The 17,558-nt window shown below is 60.3% G+C and carries 13 protein-coding genes; 6 read left to right on the top strand and 7 right to left on the bottom strand.

The features are described 5' to 3' along the window. Positions 1–52 precede the first annotated feature (52 nt). Both CPH89_RS15745 and CPH89_RS15740 read right to left on the bottom strand, forming a co-directional pair. Positions 53–829 (bottom strand): YiaD family glycine zipper/OmpA-like lipoprotein, encoded by a 777-nt coding sequence (locus CPH89_RS15745; protein ID WP_053254460.1) that lies wholly within the window; start codon positions 827–829, stop codon positions 53–55. A 221-nt stretch (positions 830–1,050) separates the two neighbouring features. Continuing rightward, entirely contained in the window at positions 1,051–1,695 is a 645-nt protein-coding gene (locus CPH89_RS15740) for an MBL fold metallo-hydrolase (protein ID WP_053254459.1), read from the bottom strand. A gap of 164 nt (positions 1,696–1,859) precedes the next feature. On the opposite strand from CPH89_RS15740, the gene CPH89_RS15735 reads away from it, so the two are divergent. From CPH89_RS15735 to CPH89_RS15720, 4 genes are read left to right on the top strand one after another with little or no spacing between them, the layout of a single operon-like run. Next, positions 1,860–2,450 (top strand): paraquat-inducible protein A, encoded by a 591-nt coding sequence (locus CPH89_RS15735; RefSeq protein ID WP_053254458.1) that lies wholly within the window; start codon positions 1,860–1,862, stop codon positions 2,448–2,450. Then, positions 2,447–3,091, top strand: a complete 645-nt coding sequence (locus CPH89_RS15730) for a paraquat-inducible protein A (RefSeq protein ID WP_053254457.1) — start codon at positions 2,447–2,449, stop codon at positions 3,089–3,091. Before CPH89_RS15735 ends, CPH89_RS15730 begins: the two co-directional genes overlap by 4 nt. Continuing rightward, positions 3,072–4,721 carry a PqiB family protein gene (locus CPH89_RS15725; protein ID WP_053254456.1) on the top strand — a complete coding sequence of 550 codons (1,650 nt, stop codon included), beginning with the start codon at positions 3,072–3,074 and terminating at the stop codon, positions 4,719–4,721. Before CPH89_RS15730 ends, CPH89_RS15725 begins: the two co-directional genes overlap by 20 nt. Before the next feature lie 14 nt (positions 4,722–4,735). Then, the gene (locus CPH89_RS15720; RefSeq protein WP_053254455.1) at positions 4,736–5,296 is read left to right on the top strand and encodes a PqiC family protein; all 561 of its coding nucleotides are present in this window, start codon (positions 4,736–4,738) and stop codon (positions 5,294–5,296) included. A 2-nt stretch (positions 5,297–5,298) separates the two neighbouring features. On the opposite strand, the gene CPH89_RS15715 is transcribed toward CPH89_RS15720, so the two are convergent. The 5 genes from CPH89_RS15715 to CPH89_RS15690 all read right to left on the bottom strand — a co-directional run bounded on the left by CPH89_RS15715 (position 5,299) and on the right by CPH89_RS15690 (position 15,443). Continuing rightward, positions 5,299–8,028 (bottom strand): helix-turn-helix transcriptional regulator, encoded by a 2,730-nt coding sequence (locus CPH89_RS15715; protein WP_053254454.1) that lies wholly within the window; start codon positions 8,026–8,028, stop codon positions 5,299–5,301. A 252-nt stretch (positions 8,029–8,280) separates the two neighbouring features. After that, on the bottom strand, positions 8,281–9,645 hold the full coding sequence (locus CPH89_RS15710) for a DUF1329 domain-containing protein (RefSeq protein WP_053254453.1): 1,365 nt from the start codon (positions 9,643–9,645) through the stop codon (positions 8,281–8,283). A 43-nt stretch (positions 9,646–9,688) separates the two neighbouring features. Further along, positions 9,689–11,548: a DUF1302 domain-containing protein gene (locus CPH89_RS15705; RefSeq protein ID WP_053254452.1), complete on the bottom strand. Its 1,860-nt coding sequence runs from the start codon at positions 11,546–11,548 to the stop codon at positions 9,689–9,691. A gap of 332 nt (positions 11,549–11,880) precedes the next feature. Further along, a complete protein-coding gene (locus tag CPH89_RS15700; protein ID WP_053254451.1) occupies positions 11,881–13,563 on the bottom strand; it encodes a fatty acid--CoA ligase in 1,683 nt (560 codons plus the stop codon). Positions 13,564–14,810: 1,247 nt separating this feature from the next. After that, positions 14,811–15,443: a LysE family translocator gene (locus CPH89_RS15690; protein ID WP_053254450.1), complete on the bottom strand. Its 633-nt coding sequence runs from the start codon at positions 15,441–15,443 to the stop codon at positions 14,811–14,813. A gap of 84 nt (positions 15,444–15,527) precedes the next feature. Here CPH89_RS15690 and CPH89_RS15685 point away from each other — a divergent pair, with 84 nt between their 5' ends. Continuing rightward, the gene (locus CPH89_RS15685) at positions 15,528–16,493 is read left to right on the top strand and encodes a 2-hydroxyacid dehydrogenase (RefSeq protein WP_053254449.1); all 966 of its coding nucleotides are present in this window, start codon (positions 15,528–15,530) and stop codon (positions 16,491–16,493) included. Between the two features lie 30 nt (positions 16,494–16,523). Beyond that, complete coding sequence (locus tag CPH89_RS15680; RefSeq protein ID WP_053254448.1) at positions 16,524–17,522, top strand: methyltransferase; 999 nt, start codon at positions 16,524–16,526, stop codon at positions 17,520–17,522. The last annotated feature ends 36 nt before the right edge of the window (positions 17,523–17,558 follow it).

Genomic DNA, 17,558 nt, shown 5'->3' with positions numbered 1-17,558 from the left:
AAAAAAGGGCGCCATGCATTGACTGCATGGCGCCCTTTTTTTTGGCGGATGTTTACTGGTACTGCTGGTACGGGTTGCCCTGGAACTGATTGTTCTGTTGAGGCGCCTGTTGCTGTTGCTGCTGTTGCCCAGGCTGACCGTATTGCTGACCAGGAATCGGGCCGAGGTTAACCTCCACGCGACGGTTCTGGGCACGACCATTCACATCGGCGTTGCTGGCAATCGGGTTATCCGGGCCAGCGCCGCGTGCACTCAGGTTGGTCGGGCTGACACCTTGGGAGGTCAGGTAGTTGGCCACGCTTTGCGCACGACGCTGGGACAGGTCCATGTTCAACTGGCGGCTACCGGTGCTGTCGGTGTAGCCGACGATCTGGATAGTGTTCTGGTTGAACTGCTTGAGCGAGTTGGCCAGGTTGTTCAGCGGCGTGTAGAAACTGCCGGCAATGTCCGCCGAGTTGGTAGCAAAGGTGATGTTACCCGGCATGATCAGCTTGATCTGGTCGCCCTGGCGCTGAACTTCCACCCCGGTATTGGCCATGCTGGCCCGCAGTTTCTTTTCCTGCTGGTCGGCGTAGTAGCCATAGCCCGCACCACCCAGGCCCGCGACGGCAGCACCAATCAGGGCGCCCTTGCCACGGTTATTGTGGTCGATCGCGGCACCGGCCAGGCCACCGGCCAATGCAGCCAGGCCACCGTATTTGGCGGTGTTGCTAATGCCCGATGAGCCGTTTGCCTGTCCTTGGCTACCATCATAAGGGTTAGGAGACGCACAGCCGGACAACAAGGCAACAGCCGTGGCAACGACAAGCAGACGACGCGAAGTGAACATGAAGGAAGCTCCTACTTTTGCATTCTGTGATGCAGAGGACATTGGCAATAGACCTGTGCCGAGTTTGGAACACGACAAACGGTAAAAATTCCATGCCCGGCAGGCCTGCACGCTACAACCGATGCGCGCTCTAAAACCCTAGCAGAGACTTCCTGAACGGGAATTGTCATTTTCTTCATCGGGATCATCAAACGGTTGCCAGTGGGTATCCGCACAGATACCTACGCCCTTACGAACGGATTTTCACGCATTTCATCGCCAAGACGCGTGTCCGGCCCATGCCCGGTCACCACGGTTGCGCCCTCATCCAGGGTATACAAACGCTGCTTGATCGAACGCACGATGGTCGCCTGGTCGCCGCCCCACAGGTCCGTACGGCCCACGCCGCGCTTGAACAAGGTGTCTCCGGCAATCAATAACCTGGCATCGGCAAACCAGAAGCTCATCGAGCCCGGTGTGTGCCCCGGCGTATGCAGCGCCACCCCACAACCGCAGGCCAACTCTTCTTCATCTTCCAGCCAGCGATCCGGCGGCGGCACTGGTGTGTAGGGCACACGGAACATCTGGCACTGCATTTCCAGGTTGTCCCAGAGGAATTGATCCTCCTTGTGCAAATGCAGGGTGGCACCGGTTTTCTCTTTCAACTGGCCGGACGCCAGGAAGTGATCGAGGTGCGCATGGGTGTGGATGATGCTCACCACCTTCAAACCCAGCGCGTCGAGGCGTGCCAGGATCAGCTCGTAATTGCCGCCTGGGTCGACCACGATGGCCTTTTTGGTGATCGGGTCACCGATAATGGTGCAGTTGCACTGCAACGGGCCGACCGGGAAGGTTTCGCGGATCAGCGCGGCTTTTTCGATATTCATGGGCGTTCCTGCACACTCTATGGCACATTTCAGACGCAGTATGGTTGACCTTGCCCCTGATCCGGAAGGGATCAAGCCTGTGATGCCTCAACTGCTAATCTACTCAAGCGCCAGCAACCCGTAGCACTGTCCAACACCGCAGCGTCGCGTTTGGAGCAAGACTTATGGCGAATCAACGGGTCATCTGCGAACACTGCGATTGCGTGTACGAAAAGGTCACGCTCGCCAGACATCAAAAAGCCCTGTGCACCCGCTGTGCCGGCGTGCTGCAACGCTACAACGGATTGTCAGTGCAACAGCGACTCGCGCTGACGATCACGGCGGCCGTATTGTGGACCTTCGCCAACTTTTACCCGGTGATGAGCATCAGCCTGCAAGGCTTGAAAAGTAGCGCGACCCTGTGGGATTCGGTGGTTGCGTTGAGCCTCGGGCCGATCACCTTCATTGCGTTGGTGGCGGCGATTTCCATCATCATCGCGCCCGTGTTTCAGCTGCTGTTGCTGATCTGGGTGTTGAGTTTCGCCTTGTCCGGCAGGCGCTCACCGGCGTTCAAACTGTGCATGCGCTGGCTGGAAGCGCTCAGGCCGTGGAGCATGCTCGAAGTCTGCCTGCTGGGCTCGATGGTGGCCGTGTTCAAACTGGCCGGCATGCTCGACGTGATACCCGGCACCGGCCTGTTTGCCCTCGCCGCCCTGGCCCTGTTGCTGATCCGCATCGCCGGGCGCGATGTGCGCGACTTGTGGGACACCGTATGAATTCGCCTCCGACCGCCCGCGAGCTGAACCTGTGCCTATGCCACACCTGCGGCCTGTCGTGCGACATGCGCGACGAGCCCAGCGAGTGCGAGCGCTGCGGCGCGCCGCTGCACCGGCGCAAGATTCATTCACTGACGCGCACCTGGGCCTATATGCTCACGGCGCTCGCGTTTTATATCCCGGCGAATCTGTTGCCGGTGATGAACACAACGATGTTCGGTTCGGGGGCGGACAGCACCATCATGAGCGGCGTACTGGAGTTCTGGCAGCACGGCGCCTGGGATATCGCCCTGATCATTTTCATTGCCAGTATTGCGGTGCCCGGGATCAAGTTCGTGTCGTTGACACTGCTGCTGGTCAGCGTGCAGCGCAACAGCCTGTGGGCGCGCAAGGAGCGCTCGAAGCTGTTTCGGTTTGTCGAGCTGATCGGCTACTGGTCGATGCTCGATGTGATTGTGGTCGCGCTGGTGGCCGCACTGGTGAAATTCCAGGCACTGGGCACCATTGAGCCGCGTTTGGGCATTCTGTTTTTTGGCCTGGTGGTGGTCTTCACGATGCTGGCAGCCATGAGTTTTGATCCACGGCTGATCTGGGAAAACCCAGCCAATGAGGAGACCTCGGATGAGCTCACCCAACACTGATACCCCGGTCGGCTCACCCGCGATCAAGACCCGACGTTTCAGCGTTTCGCTGGTGTGGATCGTGCCGATTGTAGCGGTGCTGGTGGGCATTTCGCTGGTGGTTCACAGCGTGCTGCAACAGGGGCCGACCATCGTCCTCAATTTCAAGACCGGCAGTGGCTTGGTCGCCAACAAAACCGAGGTCAAATATCGCAACGTGGTAATCGGCCAGGTCTCTGACGTGGCCTTGAGTGACGACCAGAAAAGCGTCAACGCCACGATCAAGCTGGCCAAGCAAGCGGAAAGCTTCACCCGCGAAGACTCAAAATTCTGGGTTGTCCGCCCGCGCATCGGCGCCGGTGGCGTGTCCGGCATCGACACCTTGCTGTCCGGCGACTACATCGGTGCCGACATCGGCCAGTCCGACACCCGCGCCAAACACTTCAAAGGCTTGGAAAACCCGCCGCCCATCACCTATGGCGAACCGGGCAAACGCTTTACCCTGCATACCCAGAGCCTGGGTTCACTGGGCATCGGCTCGCCGGTTTATTACCGCAAAATTTCAGTCGGCCAGGTGGTGGCCTATGAGCTGGATGACGACGGCAAAGGCGTGAATATCGAAGTCTTCGTGCATGCGCCCAATGATGTGTATGTCACCGAAAACACGCGCTTCTGGAACGCCAGTGGTATCGACCTGAGCGTCGGCGCCAATGGCTTCGCGCTGAAAACCGAGTCGCTGTCGTCGATGCTGGCGGGAGGCATCGCTTTCCAGGCGCCGCCCTACAGCCCCAACGACAAACCGGCCGCTGAAGATCACGTCTATGAGCTGTTCGACGACCAGCAAAGCGCCCTCGCCCCGCCCAATGGCAAAGGGCAATATATGGCCTTGCGGTTTGATCAGGCCCTGCGCGGCCTGAAAGTCGGAGCACCGGTGGAATTCCTCGGCGTCGAGTTCGGCAAAGTGGTGTCAATCAACCTCGATTACGATGCGAAGAAACGCAGCTTTCCGATCAACGTCGGCATCGTGATTTATCCGCAATTGCTTGGGGAAGCCAACACCAAGCTGCTCAAGGCCACCAATCATGACCCCAACGACGAAGCGGGAGGCGTTCGCTTGATGGGCACGTTTATCGAAAACGGCCTGCGTGCCCAGGCGCGCAGCGGCAGCCTGCTGACCGGCCAACTGTATATCGCCCTGGATTTCTTCCCGAAAGCCGACAAAGTTGCGTTTGACCCGAGCCTGCGCCCAGTCAACATTCCGACCATTCCCGGCAACCTGGAACAACTGCAGGAAAAACTCGAAGGCATCGTCAACAAGCTCAACCAACTGCCGATCGAGCGCATTGCGGGCAACCTCGACAGCAGCCTGGTCGAGCTGCGCAAAGGGCTCGCCCAGTTCAACGCGAAAACCCTGCCCGGCGTGCAGACCACGCTGGGTGACGTGAGCAAGACGCTGCAATCGGCCAACTCGACCCTGGCCGAAGACTCGCCGCAACGTGAACAACTGACTCAAACCCTGGATGAACTGGCACGCATGTCGCGCTCCTTGCGCGAACTGTCGGACTACCTCGGTCGCCATCCGGAATCACTGATTCGCGGTCGCCCCGACAACGCCGCGCCACTGGACCTGCAAGGGCCACCTCGCAAATGAGCACTGGAGCCGCCATGACCCGTCCCTTGAACATCACGCTGATTGCCGCACTGGTGCTACTCGCGGCGTGTCGCAGTGAGCCGATTGCATTCCACACCCTGACGCCGGCGCACTGGAATAACGCGACCCAAGCGCAGGCGAGCGATATTCGCATTGAAAGCATCAGCGTGCCGCCACAGGTTGACCGGGCGCAGATCGTGATTCGTCAGGGCGACAGTGGCGTGGCGATTCTGGACACCCAGTGGTGGGCCGCCAGCCTGGCCGATGAGCTGAAAACTGCGCTGGTGGATCAACTGGCGAACCGTCATGCGCGGCAAGCCGTGTCGTTGCGCGTTGAGGTTCAACGTTTTGACTCGGTGCCCGGGCAATATGCGCTGCTCGACGTGCGCTGGCGCCTGAGGCCAACCAGCGGCGGTGACCGCCCGCCGTTGACCTGCCGCTCCACCTTGCAGACGCCCGCAGGCCCGAGCATCGACGACCTGGTGGTGGCGCACCAGCACAACCTCAAACGCTTCGCCGCCCTGATCGGCCAGGCGGCGGACACGTCCCTCAAAGCGTGTCCGACCGCGCGGTAGTTTCAGGCCAGCAAGCCCATCGACTTGGCCCGCGCTACCGCCTGGGTGCGACGCTCCACGCCCAACTTGCTGTTGATATGGCTGGCGTGGGTCTTCACCGTGTGCAGGGAAATGAACAACTGATTGCTGATTTCCTGGTTCGAACAGCCTTGGGCGATCAGTTGCAGCACCGCCAATTCGCGGGTGCTCAGCGTTTCGTGGCTGGGCGCCGCCGGCGCGTCAGCGACTGCCGGCAACAGCGCCAACAGACTCTGGTTCAGCAAACCATGGGGGTCTTTGCCCAGTTGCTCACGCATCCAGTCCGGGTAACGTTCCAGCAGGCGCTGGAACGGCTGTAACGCACCACCGGCGGCGGCTTCAAGGGCCTTAACGACTATCGGCCGCGCCTTGGCTTCCTGGCCACTCTCCAGCAGTAAACACGCCTGCTGGGTCAGCGCCATCAGGGCAATCATCTGGCGCCCACTGTTATGCGCCTGTTGCGCCAGGTCTTCGAGGCGCTCCAATGCGGCGGCGGGCTGATGCCGAGTCGCATCCAGCGCGGCCTGTTGCAGCCCGATGTGTTGCGGCAGGTGTGGGTGAAACTCCGGGGCGGCCGCGGCGTGCTCGCCGTTGTAGGTTTGGCCCAACCGCGCCAGCCAGGCGTCAGCCAGGTCAGTGCGACCCTGGGCCAGCCACAGCTCGCATTTGATCAGGGTGATCATCGCCAGGTAGTAAATCGGCGGCACATCCCAGATATGCATCAAGCGCTCGGCTTCGGCGAGTTCGGCGAAGGCTTTCGGAAAATCGCCACGCCGTCCTTCAAAGCTGGCGATGACGCAATGCCCGATCAACACACTGATATCCCGGCAGGCGCGGGCCTCGCTCAAGCCGGCGCGTAAGCGCGCAAGGCCGGCCTCGGGCTGGTAACGCACCAGCAGCAAATAACCTTCGTAGAGCGATAACCGCGCACGCACGGCGTACAGGCGTTGGGGCGCCAGGCCCTGCAAGCGCTGCAAGCCTTGGCGCACTTCATCCAGAGAACGCAGGATTTCGCCGCGCGCTTGTAGGACACGCGCCCGATCATAGTGGGCCAACGCTTCGAAAAGCGGGTTGCCGACGCGCTGGGCCAACTCCAGGGATTCGCGGTTCAGGCCACGGGCGCGCCACAGATCAGCGTCGACGATGGCCAGGTTGGACAGGGTCGACAAACACATCAGGCGCTGGCCGTAACGCTTGTGCGGCAAGCTTTCCAACGCCTCGCTGCAATAGCGCTGGGTCAACTCGCGATCGCCTCGGCCGCGAGCGATGATCCCGCTCAGCGCCAGCCATTGCGCCAGCATCGATTTTTGCGCAGTGGCCGACGGCGCCGGCAGGAAGCGACTGAGATAGCCGGACAACTCTTCTGCCGCATCCAACTGGCAGGCCAGCCCCAACGCCCAGCTGTAGAGCACGATCAACCGCGGCGTGCTGATCAGCAGGCTATCGGGCAAGTCCATCTTCCAACGCAACAGCATGCCGACATTCTGTTCGGCGAGCAGTTGCTCCTCCGACAGGTTTTGCACCAGGTTCGCCGCCACATCCAGGTGGCCGGCGCGCAACGCCTGCTCCACCGCCTCGTCAATCAAACCCTGGGCGTTGAACCAGCGGCAGGCCCGCAGGTGCAGGCTGGCAATCGGCAACGTGGCATTGCTGGCACGGCGGGTGCGCAGCAAGTCGGAAAACAGATGGTGGTAGCGATACCAGTGGCCCTGCTCGTCCAGCGGCACCAGAAACACTTGGTGGGCCTGCAAATACCCGAGGATTTCAGCGCTGTCGTGGGCCTCGCGCACGGCGTCGCACAGCTCACTGCAGAAACGATCCTGAGGGGCGGTGTCGTACAAAAAGGCTTGCACTTCAACCGGCAGACAGTCGATGACCTCTTCCAGCAAATAATCGCGAATCAGCCCTTCGCCGCCGTGCAAGTGTTGCGGCAACACGGCCTCATCGCCGGCTTCGGAGATGGCCAGCAACCAGAAACGCAGGCCGGCCACCCAGCCCTCACTACGACGAATCAAGTTATCCAGGGCCTCGCCGCGCAGCGAGTTGCTGTGCCGGTCCAACACCGCCAGCGACTCGTCATGGGTCAGGCGCAGGTCGTGTTCGTGCAGCTCCAGCAGGTGCCGCGACAACCGCAGTCGCGCCAGATGCCAGTCCGGACGTTGGCGGCTGGTGACCATGACCAGCAGCCCATCGGGCAAATGGTTGAGGAAAAATTGCAGGCAGCGATCCAGCACCGGGCCCTGGGCCAGGTGGTAGTCATCCAGCACCAGCAATATCGGCGCGCGCGTGGACAAGTGCAGCGTCAGCTCATCGAGCAAGCCATCAAGCCACTCTTCAAAGGCAAAGGGTTGGTGACGCTGGCGCATTTTCAGCAGGCCCAGGGACTGGGCGCCGAGTTGTGGGAAGTATTGTTGTAAACCGTCGAGCAGGCGCTCGAGGAAGCGGCCGGGGTCGTTATCCCGAGGGCTCAAACCCAACCACAGGCTTTGCCAATGGGCGGGCAGGCTCTGGCAGAACTCCACCGCCAACGAACTCTTGCCGAACCCGGCCGGGGCGCTGACCAGTAACAGCCGGCCTTCCAGCCCGGCGCTCAGCCGCTCGCACAGGCGTGGGCGCAGCACATAGCCGTCAGGCAACGGAGGCCTGTAGAAGCGCGCTTCCAGCGTCGGAATCACAGCACTTGCAGGCCCTTGGATTCGGGACAGATCAGTCATCGCCGGGCTCTTGTAGAAGGCTGTTGTCGGCATTGCAGATGTCCGCAGACTAGCGGTAAAAGCGGCAGGTTTGTAGATCTTTGCAACATTTGCCTGAAAAAGAACTGCGACAAAAAATATCCCAGCCGGAGCACCACGAACAAAAGTGGGAGGGGGCTTGCTCCCGATAGCGGTGGATCAGTCGATGTATTGAGTGACTGATACAGCATTATCGGGAGCAAGCCCCCTCCCACATTGTCGAGCGAGTGCTGCTTAGCGAACACCGTCCTGGCGCAAGGCGGCCGGGGTGAAGTCACTGGTGGTGGCGGTGAAGCCGAAGTCATACGCCTGCTTCTCTTCGTTCTTCATGCCCAGTGCCAGGTAGCGGCCGGACTGCAGGTCGTAGAGGGTTTCCAGGGCGTACCACGGCACTTGTTTGTCGTAGTAGTTCTCGGCATGGGCTTCGGCGACGCGCCACAGCTGGCCACGACCGTCGTAGTGATCGATGACGGCTGCTTGCCAGGTGTCTTCGTCGATGAAGAAGTCACGTTTGGCGTAGATGTGGCGCTGGCCTTCCTTCAAGGTCGCGACCACGTGCCAGACGCGGCGCAGCTCATAGCGTGCCAGGTCCTGGTTGATGTGGCCGGCCTTGATGATGTCGACATACTTGAGTTTCGGATCGTCGATCTTGTAGCTGTTGGAGGCGATGTAGATTTCTTTTTTGCCTTCCAGCTTCCAGTCGTAGCGGTCGGGCGCGCCGTTGTACATGTCGAGGTTGTCAGAGGTACGCAGGCCATCGGCAGCGGTGCCCGGCCCGTCATAGGACACTTGCGGTGCCCGGCGTACACGGCGCTGGCCGGCGTTGTAGACCCACGCCGAACGCGGCTCTTTGACCTGGTCGAGGGTTTCGTGCACCAACAGTACACCACCGGCCAGACGCGCCGGCGCGGTCACTTGCTGCTTGAAGTAAAACAGCACGTTGCCCGGGTTTTTCGGGTCAAAGTCCTTCATCTTGTCGCGGAACACGAACTGGTCGCGGAAGTACACCAGGCTGAACGAACCATTGGTTTGCGGGGTGGCCTGGGTAACCAGACGGGTCACACTGCCGCCGCGATAACGGGTGATGTGGTTCCAGATAACCTCAACACCGCTCTTGGGAATCGGGAACGGCACAGCGGTTTCGAAGTTTTCCAGGCCGTTGCCGCCCGACACCAGGTTGGTGGTAGTGGCGTTCTTCTTGATAGCGGCAAACACATCGGCCGGCACCGTGGCGCCGCGATGCGTCGGGTAGACCGGCATCTTGAAGGTGTCCGGGTAACGCTTGAACATCGCGTACTGCCCCGGCGCCAGCTTGTCTTTGTACTGCTCGACGTTCTGCGCGGTGATGGTGAACTGCGGTTGTTCGCTGGCATACGGATTGGCCAGGAAACCACGGGCATCCACAGCGCCGGCATTGGTCGGCAGTGGCGACCATTTCGGAATGGTGCCGGCCGCGTTACCGGCCATTTCGGCGCCCATCGGTGTCAGGGTCGTGCCCAGTTTGGCCGCCTCATCCGCCGAGACTGCCGCCATGACGCTCCCCGCCATGATCGACAGCCCAAGCACACCCACATGCAACAGACTTTTAGTTATTTTCATGTTCTGGTTCTTCCTGAATTACATGCATCTGAAAAGAGTCTGCTTAGAAGTTCACGCCGGCGCTCAGAGCGATGAAATCGCGATCATCCACCGTGGTGAATTTGCCACCAAAGAAGTTGGTGTAGTTCAGGCCGACGGTGTAGGTGTTCTGGTACTCGGCATCGACACCCAGGCTGACGGCCTTACGACCCTCTTCAAAGTTGCCGCCAGGGCCTGGCGAGTAACCTTTGACGTCATGGGACCAGGCCACGTTGGGCTTGAGGTTCACACCGGCAAACACATCCGGGTATTCCCAGATCGCCCGGGCGCGGTAACCCCAGGATGTCGCCGTGGTGTAGCCGTCATTGTTGCAGTTGGTGTTCAGGCCGGACGCATTGGGCAGGCCTGCGCCGTTGGCTGTCGAATTGTTGAGTGCGTTGCAGAAACCGCCAGGCAGGGTGCCGGGACCAAAGACCGGATCACGGCCATAACGTGCCTGGTTTTTGCTCTCCAGGCCGCCCACATGGGTCACGCCGATTTCGCCCACGGTTGTCAGGCGGGTGGCGCCCATCACCTGGTCGAAGAAGTGCGTAAACGTGGTCTGGAATTGAGTCACTTCCTTGCGGTTGTAACCATGCAGGTCCTGACCCGGCGTGCCCTTGAGCACCGACGCATTGCCGAAGCCCGGAATCGGTGTGACGCCCGCATACAGAATATCGGTGGTGCTCAGCTGTACCGGCGCGTTTGGCCGATAGCTCAACTCGCCACTCCAGGCGGTGCCGGTAGGCAACGTGGTGGAGAAGCTCAAACCATAGAGGCGGATATCTTCCGGGTACTCAACGAAGTAATTCGAACTGCCCGCCACGATCAACGGACGCAATGCCGCCAATGGCCCCAGCGGACGGGTGTAGGCCGAGTTTGGCGCACCGGTTGCACTGAAGATCGGCGCACGGCTGTGGTAGTTCATGAAGTACGCGCCGAACTCAGTGTCCAGCGGCTCGAAGTTGTAGTGCATGGCCACGCCGAACTGGCCGCTGTCGCGTGCATCACGATCACCGCCACGACGCACCAGCACGCCTTCGTTGTTCACATCGACGCCAAGCGCGTTAAGGGTTGGCAACGCCGCGCCAGGAATGGTAGAACGCTTGTTCAAGACGCGCAGGTTGTTACTGCAACCATCGGCAATCACGTCCGGCTGCGAGAAGAACGTACCGCAGTTATCCACCACGGTCTGGTCCCACTCCAACTGGTAGAACGCCTCTGCGGAGAGGTTGTCGGTGAGGGTCTGGGACACGTAGAACATGTTGACCGGAATCAGGCCTTCCTTGATCTCGGCGCCCGGACGGCGGAATGCAGACACATCGATCGGGTTGATCGAGTTGATACCGCCGCCAATGAACGTACTTTCGCCCCAGCTCACGACCTGCTTGCCAAGACGCACGTTACCCGGCTGATCGGCGATGGTGTAGTTGTGGTAGACGAAGGCATCGAGAATCTGCCCGCCAGAGGACTTGGCGCCCTCTTTACGGTTGTCGTTGCTGACGTTCTTGAAGTCCAGGTCTTCGTTTTGCAGCGCGAAGTCATACCAGTACTTGCCACGCACAAAGATGCCGGTGTCGCCATATTTCAACTCAAGGTCATGGATACCCTTGAAGATCTTCGAGAAGGAGTCGCCCTTGTTGAAGTTCAGGTGACCGTCATCGGAGGTTTGCGATAACCCCCTGCCACCGTTGTTGGCACCGATCAGGTCTTTATTGCGACCGGCAGTCGACCAGCTCGCCCCTACCGACAGGGATGAGTCAAAGCTACCTTCGATTTCACCGATGTTGAAACTGACGCCGAATGCGGGCCCGGCGAGCGTAGAAGCGAGACTGACGGCCAGGGGCAGTCTTGCCCGGCGCCAGAACTGGTTTACTGAGGTCATCGACGCTACTCCATGTGCATTATTGTTATGGCAGTGAGTCTGTCTTCTGGATGCTTGTAACGGCCGGAATACAACGATTCCAATGCCAAATTGCAACCGCGCCCCAATGGCCCGATGCACAACATCCTTGAAAAACTCTGGAAGGGACTATAGCCAGCGGGGGGTATTGCTTGATCCCTCTAAAGTGTGATTTGCATCACCAACCCGTCTGCCACAACCCTTTCGCCACGCCGACGAAGGCCGGCGAGGCAAGGATGGCTGAAAATTGGCAAATCACAAGTGGAGGCGCGAGATAGAGCATTGCCGCGCCCGACCGGGCGCGGCGAGAGGCGTCAGAGGGTGGACAGGAACGTGCTGTTGTTGGCCTGCCATTCAATGATGTCGATGCGGATACGTTTTTTGTCGAGTTTTCCGACACTGGTCTTGGGAATTTCAGTAACAACGGCGATCTGGCTAGGAATGGCCCACTTGCTCAAGTGGCCCAGTTCAACGAAAGGCTTGAGGTGTTCCTTGAGCTCGCGGGCACCTATCACATGGCCATCACGCACCACCAGCAAGGCAAACGGGCGCTCGCCCCACTGCGGGTCGGCGATGCCCACCACCGCTACTTCGCGTACCGCCGGGTGACGGCTGACCAGATCCTCGAGGGCCAGGGACGAGATCCACTCGCCGCCGGTCTTGATCACGTCCTTGATGCGGTCGCGAATATCGATCACGCCAAACGCGTCCAGGGTGGCCACGTCGCCGGTGTGCATCCAGCCGCCTTCCCACAGCTCGGCACCCTTTTGCGGCTCGTTGTAATAGCCTTCGGTCAGCCAGGGCGCACGCAACACCAATTCGCCCTGGGACTCGCCGTCGGCGGGCAGGAAGTTGCCGTCGCCGTCGATGATTGCCGCCTCCACCAACGGCCCGGGCACGCCGGCCTTGATGCGGTAGGTGGTGCGTTCGTCTTCACTGCCGGCCATCAACTCTTCGTTGAGATGGGCGCAGGACACCAATGGCCCGGTTTCGGACATGCCGTACGCGGCGGTCAATTGAATGCCACGCGCTTTGGACGCTTCATACAGCGTGCGATTGAGCGCGCTGCCGCCGATGACGATTTTCCAGCCGCCAAAGTCCACGTCCTGGGCAGCCTTGGCGTTGAGCACCATTTGCAGGATGGTCGGCACGCAGTGGGAAAAGGTGACCTTTTCCTTGCGCCACAACTCCACCAGGTATTCCGGGTCGTAGCGGCCGGGGTACACCTGCTTCAAGCCGAGCATGGTTGCCACATACGGCAAGCCCCAGGCGTGGACGTGGAACATCGGTGTGATCGGCATGTACACGTCGTTGGTGCCCAGCAGGCGCACGCTGTCGACACTGCCCATGATGGTCGCCACGCCCATGGTGTGCAGCACCAACTGGCGGTGGGTGAAGTACACACCCTTGGGGTTGCCGGTGGTGCCGGTGGTGTAGAAGGTGGTGGCGACCGAATTTTCGTCGAAGTCCTGGAAGTCGTAGTGGGGGCTCGCGGCTGCCAGCAGGGTTTCGTACTCGCCGACCAGATTGGGCAGCTCGGCGGTTTTGGATTCGCCGTCGGTGAGCAGCAGCGTCTTGTCGACCGTGGTCAACTGCCCGGCAATGGCCTGGTAGAGGCCCACAAACTCACTGTTGACCAGCACAAAGCGGTCTTCGGCGTGGTTCATGGTGTAGAGGATCTGTTCCGGCGACAGCCGCACATTGATCGTGTGGATCACCGCACCGATCATCGGGATGGCGAACATGCACTCCAGGTAACGGTGGCTGTCCCAGTCCATCACCGCAACGGTGTCACCGGCCTTGACCCCGGCTTCGGTCAACACATTGGCCAAGCGGGCCACGCGTTCAATCAAGGTTGGGTAGGTGTAGCGCAGTTTGTCGCGGTAGATGATTTCCCGGGTCTTCTCATAGCGCGCCCCGGACATCAACAGGCGCTTGATCAACAGCGGGTATTGGTAAGCGCCTTCGGCGGGCGGGATAACACGGGTCTGCAACATACGAATCCCTTATCTGACTGCACGGTCTTGGCTTGAAGACCTGCACTTTAGAGCGCTTGTGTTTCAGCTAAATCAGCCAAAGGAATGATTTGCAGCGCTCAATGAATGCTAGCTTTGCGCCATTAGTGGAGCATTGCTGAGATGAAATGTGGGCACTATCGGGGGATAACTATCTGCAAGCCTTATGGTTGTCACCGGGCTACGGAGTACATATCCGTTATAAGCGTCATGGCAGCTATGGGTTTCGCCCTTACGGCGACTCACTTTGGAAAAGCCCCAAAGTAAGCAAAGGACTCTTGCCCCACCACTCGGCACCTCGCCCAGGCTCGGTGTGCCCTCACGCAGGCTTTGGACCGTGGGCCGCCGCCATGGGCCATCCTTGGCCCAACGCGGCTAACCCGGCGTCCTGCCGGGTTACCCACGCTCCAAAGCCTGCGTTCGGCCAGCGTGGTTAACGGGGCGCCTAAGATCAACAGCAGATCAAGATCAAAAGCAGAGCACGGCGGCCTTACAGCCGAGCTGATCTTGGAAACTGAACTCGGATAAATGTGGGAAGGGGCTCGCTCCCGATAGCAGTGTGTCAGTTGATGCATCTGGTGACTGACCCGCCGCATTCGCGAGCAAGCCCGCTCCCACATTTTGACCTCGGTGCATCAGGTAGAGGGTGTGCTGCTCTTCAGGCTGTACACCGTCAATGTGGGAGCTGGCTTGTCGGACCGCCGAACCGCTGCGATAGCATCAACTGGATATGCCTGATGTACCGATGTGTCTGCATCGCAGCGGTTCGGCGGTCCGACAAGCCAGCTCCCACAGAAAAGCAGTTCTGCTTCTGATCTGCCTCTGCTGTGTTTTGCCCTGCTTTCGCTTCTACCACTCAGGTCGGCTGTCAGGCCGCCGTGCTCTGCTTTTGACTTTGATCTGCTGTTGATCTTGATCTGACAGGCCCCGTTAACCACGCTGGCCTCACGCAGGCTTGAATCCGTGGGTAACCCGGCAGGACGCCGGGTTAGCCGCACTGGGCCAAGGATGGCCCATTGCGGCGGCCCACGGATTCAAGCCTGCGTGAGGGCATGCCGAGCCTGGGCGAGGCACCGAGTGGTGGGGCAAAGCGTTTTTTGGTTACTTTTTTAGGCGTTTGTAAAAAAGTGACCCGCCGTAAGGGCGGAACCCTAAGCAGCCGTTACCGCAGCAACGGATATGTACCCCATCTACCGAAAACCAAGCCCCCCAAAAAAACCAACCCCACCTCATTTCATGCTGGTAAACGCAAGCTTCACACCAATAGCAATCAACACCGCCCCCATGGTCCGATCAAACCAGTGCCCCATGCGCGCAAACCCAGCCCGCACGCGCTGCTGGCTGAACAACATGGCCACCAGACAAAACCACACCGCCGTCGCCACGGCCAGGTACACCCCATAACCGGCCTGAATCGCCAGCGGCGTATGCGGATTAATCACCACCGTAAACAGCGACAGAAAGAACAACGTGGCCTTAGGGTTCAAGCCATTGGTCACAAACCCTGCAGTAAACGCCCCACGCGCGGTGCGTTCACCCACTTCACGGTGCAACTCGCCCTCGGCCACGGGCTTGGCCGGTTGCGCGCGCAACGCCTTGAAGCCGATGTACAGCAGGTAAGCCGCCGCCGCCCATTTCAACGCGTTGAACAGCACGATCGACTGCGACACGATCAAGCCAATCCCGAGCAGTGAGTAACCCACGTGAAGGAAAATCGCCGAACCAACACCCAGCGCGGTCCAGGTTCCGGCGCGACGGCCATGGGTCACACTCTCGCGCACCACCACGGCGAAATCCGGACCGGGACTGGCCACCGCTAACAAGTGAATCAAGGCTACGGTCAAAAACTCGGCGGCGTACATACTCACTCCAGTAAGAAACTGATTATTTCATCTGATAGGCTCGGGAGATTACGCCTTCGAACCCTGTCGCAAAAGGTACAGTTGATGACGAACAATCGCCGCGCCGTCTTCCTTGATCACCCGTCCCTGGACCTTGGGGACCTGGACCTCAGCGAATTGCGCAACAGCTTCAGCGACCTGCAGTTGTACGCACATACCACGCCACAAAACGTGGTCGAGCGCCTGCAAGGTGCACAAGTGGCGATCAGTAACAAGATCGCCCTCAACACCGAAACCCTGGAGGCCTGCCCCGAGCTCAAGTTGATCCTTGTATCGGCTACCGGCACCAACAATGTCGACCTCGCCGCCGCCCGCGCCCACGGCATTACCGTGAGCAACTGCCAGGGCTACGGCACACCGTCGGTGGCACAGCACACGATCATGCTGTTGCTTAACCTGGCGACACGCTTGAACGACTACCAACGGGACGTTGCCGCAGGCAAGTGGCAAGAGGCCAAGCAGTTCTGCCTGTTGGACTACCCGATTGTCGAGCTGGAGGGCAAAACCCTTGGCCTGCTCGGCCATGGCGAATTGGGCAGTGCCGTGGCGCGCCTGGCCGAGGCCTTTGGCATGCGCGTGGTGCTGGGCGCAATTCCCGGGCGCCCTGCCCGCGCCGACCGCATGCCATTGGATGAATTGCTCACGCAGGTCGACGCGCTCACGCTGCACTGCCCGCTCAATGAACACACCCGCGACTTTATCGGTGCCCGCGAACTGGCGCTGCTCAAGCCCGGCGCGTTTATCGTCAATACGGCGCGCGGCGGCTTGATCAACGAACAGGCGCTGGCGGACGCTTTGCGCAGTGGCCATCTGGGCGGCGCGGCGACCGACGTCCTCAGCGTGGAGCCTCCGGTGCAGGGCAACCCGCTGCTGGCTGGCGACATTCCTCGGCTGATCGTCACCCCCCACAACGCCTGGGGCAGTCGCGAAGCGCGGCAACGAATCGTCGGCCAATTGGCCGAAAACGCCCGAGGCTTTTTCAGCGGTGCCCCGCTGCGTGTCGTCAGTTGATAAACTGCGCCCCTTTTCAAGGAGCAGACCATGGATCCGCGCAGTGAAGTACTGCTTCGTCAGGCCGAACTTTTTCAAGGCAACCTGCTGCTGGTCGGGTTGCCCGCCGACGATTTGCTCGGCCGCCTACCCAATGCCCACGGCTGGTGCTGGCATGCCGGTGACCAGGCCGCGCTCGACGCACGCTTCCCCGAGCGCAGCCAGTTCGGCGTGAACGTGCCGGAGCGCGCGTTTGATGCGGCGGTGATTTTCCTGCCCAAGTCCAAGGACCTCACCGACTACCTGCTCAACGCCGTGGCCGCGCGCCTGCCCGGTGCCGAGCTGTTTCTGGTCGGGGAGAAAAAAGGCGGCATCGAAAGCGCCGCCAAACAGATGAGCCCTTTCGGCAAACCCCGCAAGCTCGATAACGCGCGGCATTGCCAGCTGTGGCAAGTCACCGTGGCCAACGCCCCGCAAGCGGTCGAGCTGGAAAGCCTGGCACAGGTCTTCGATGTGCCGCTGGCCGAAGGGCCGCTCAAGGTGGTGAGCCTGCCGGGCGTGTTCAGCCACGGGCGCCTGGATCGCGGCACCGAGCTGTTGCTTGAGCATCTGGACAAACTGCCCAGCGGGCATTTGCTGGACTTCGGTTGCGGCGCGGGCGTGCTGGGGGCGGCGGTCAAACGTCGCTACCCGCATAACACCGTAACGCTGCTGGACGTGGATGCGTTCGCCGCTGCCAGCAGTCGCCTGACCCTGGCAGCCAATGGTCTGGAAGCCGAGGTGTTGACCGGTGACGGCATCGACGCCGCACCGATGGGTTTGAACGCGATTTTGAGCAACCCGCCGTTCCATGTCGGGGTGCACACGGATTATTTCGCCACGGAAAACTTGCTGCGAAAAGCCGCGAAACACCTGGCAAAAGGCGGCGAACTTCGCTTGGTTGCCAACAGCTTCCTCAAGTACCAACCGCTGATCGAAGAGCACCTGGGCATCTGCGCGATCAAGGCCGAAGGCAATGGTTTCCGCATTTACCGTGCCAAACGCGGCTGATGGTTTTTTGAAAAAGAAGGCTTGCCGAATGGGTTT

Origin of the sequence: Pseudomonas fluorescens, from assembly GCF_900215245.1 — a bacterium.
Lineage (GTDB): Bacteria > Pseudomonadota > Gammaproteobacteria > Pseudomonadales > Pseudomonadaceae > Aquipseudomonas > Aquipseudomonas fluorescens.
This window is presented reverse-complemented; position numbering and strand designations above follow the sequence as displayed.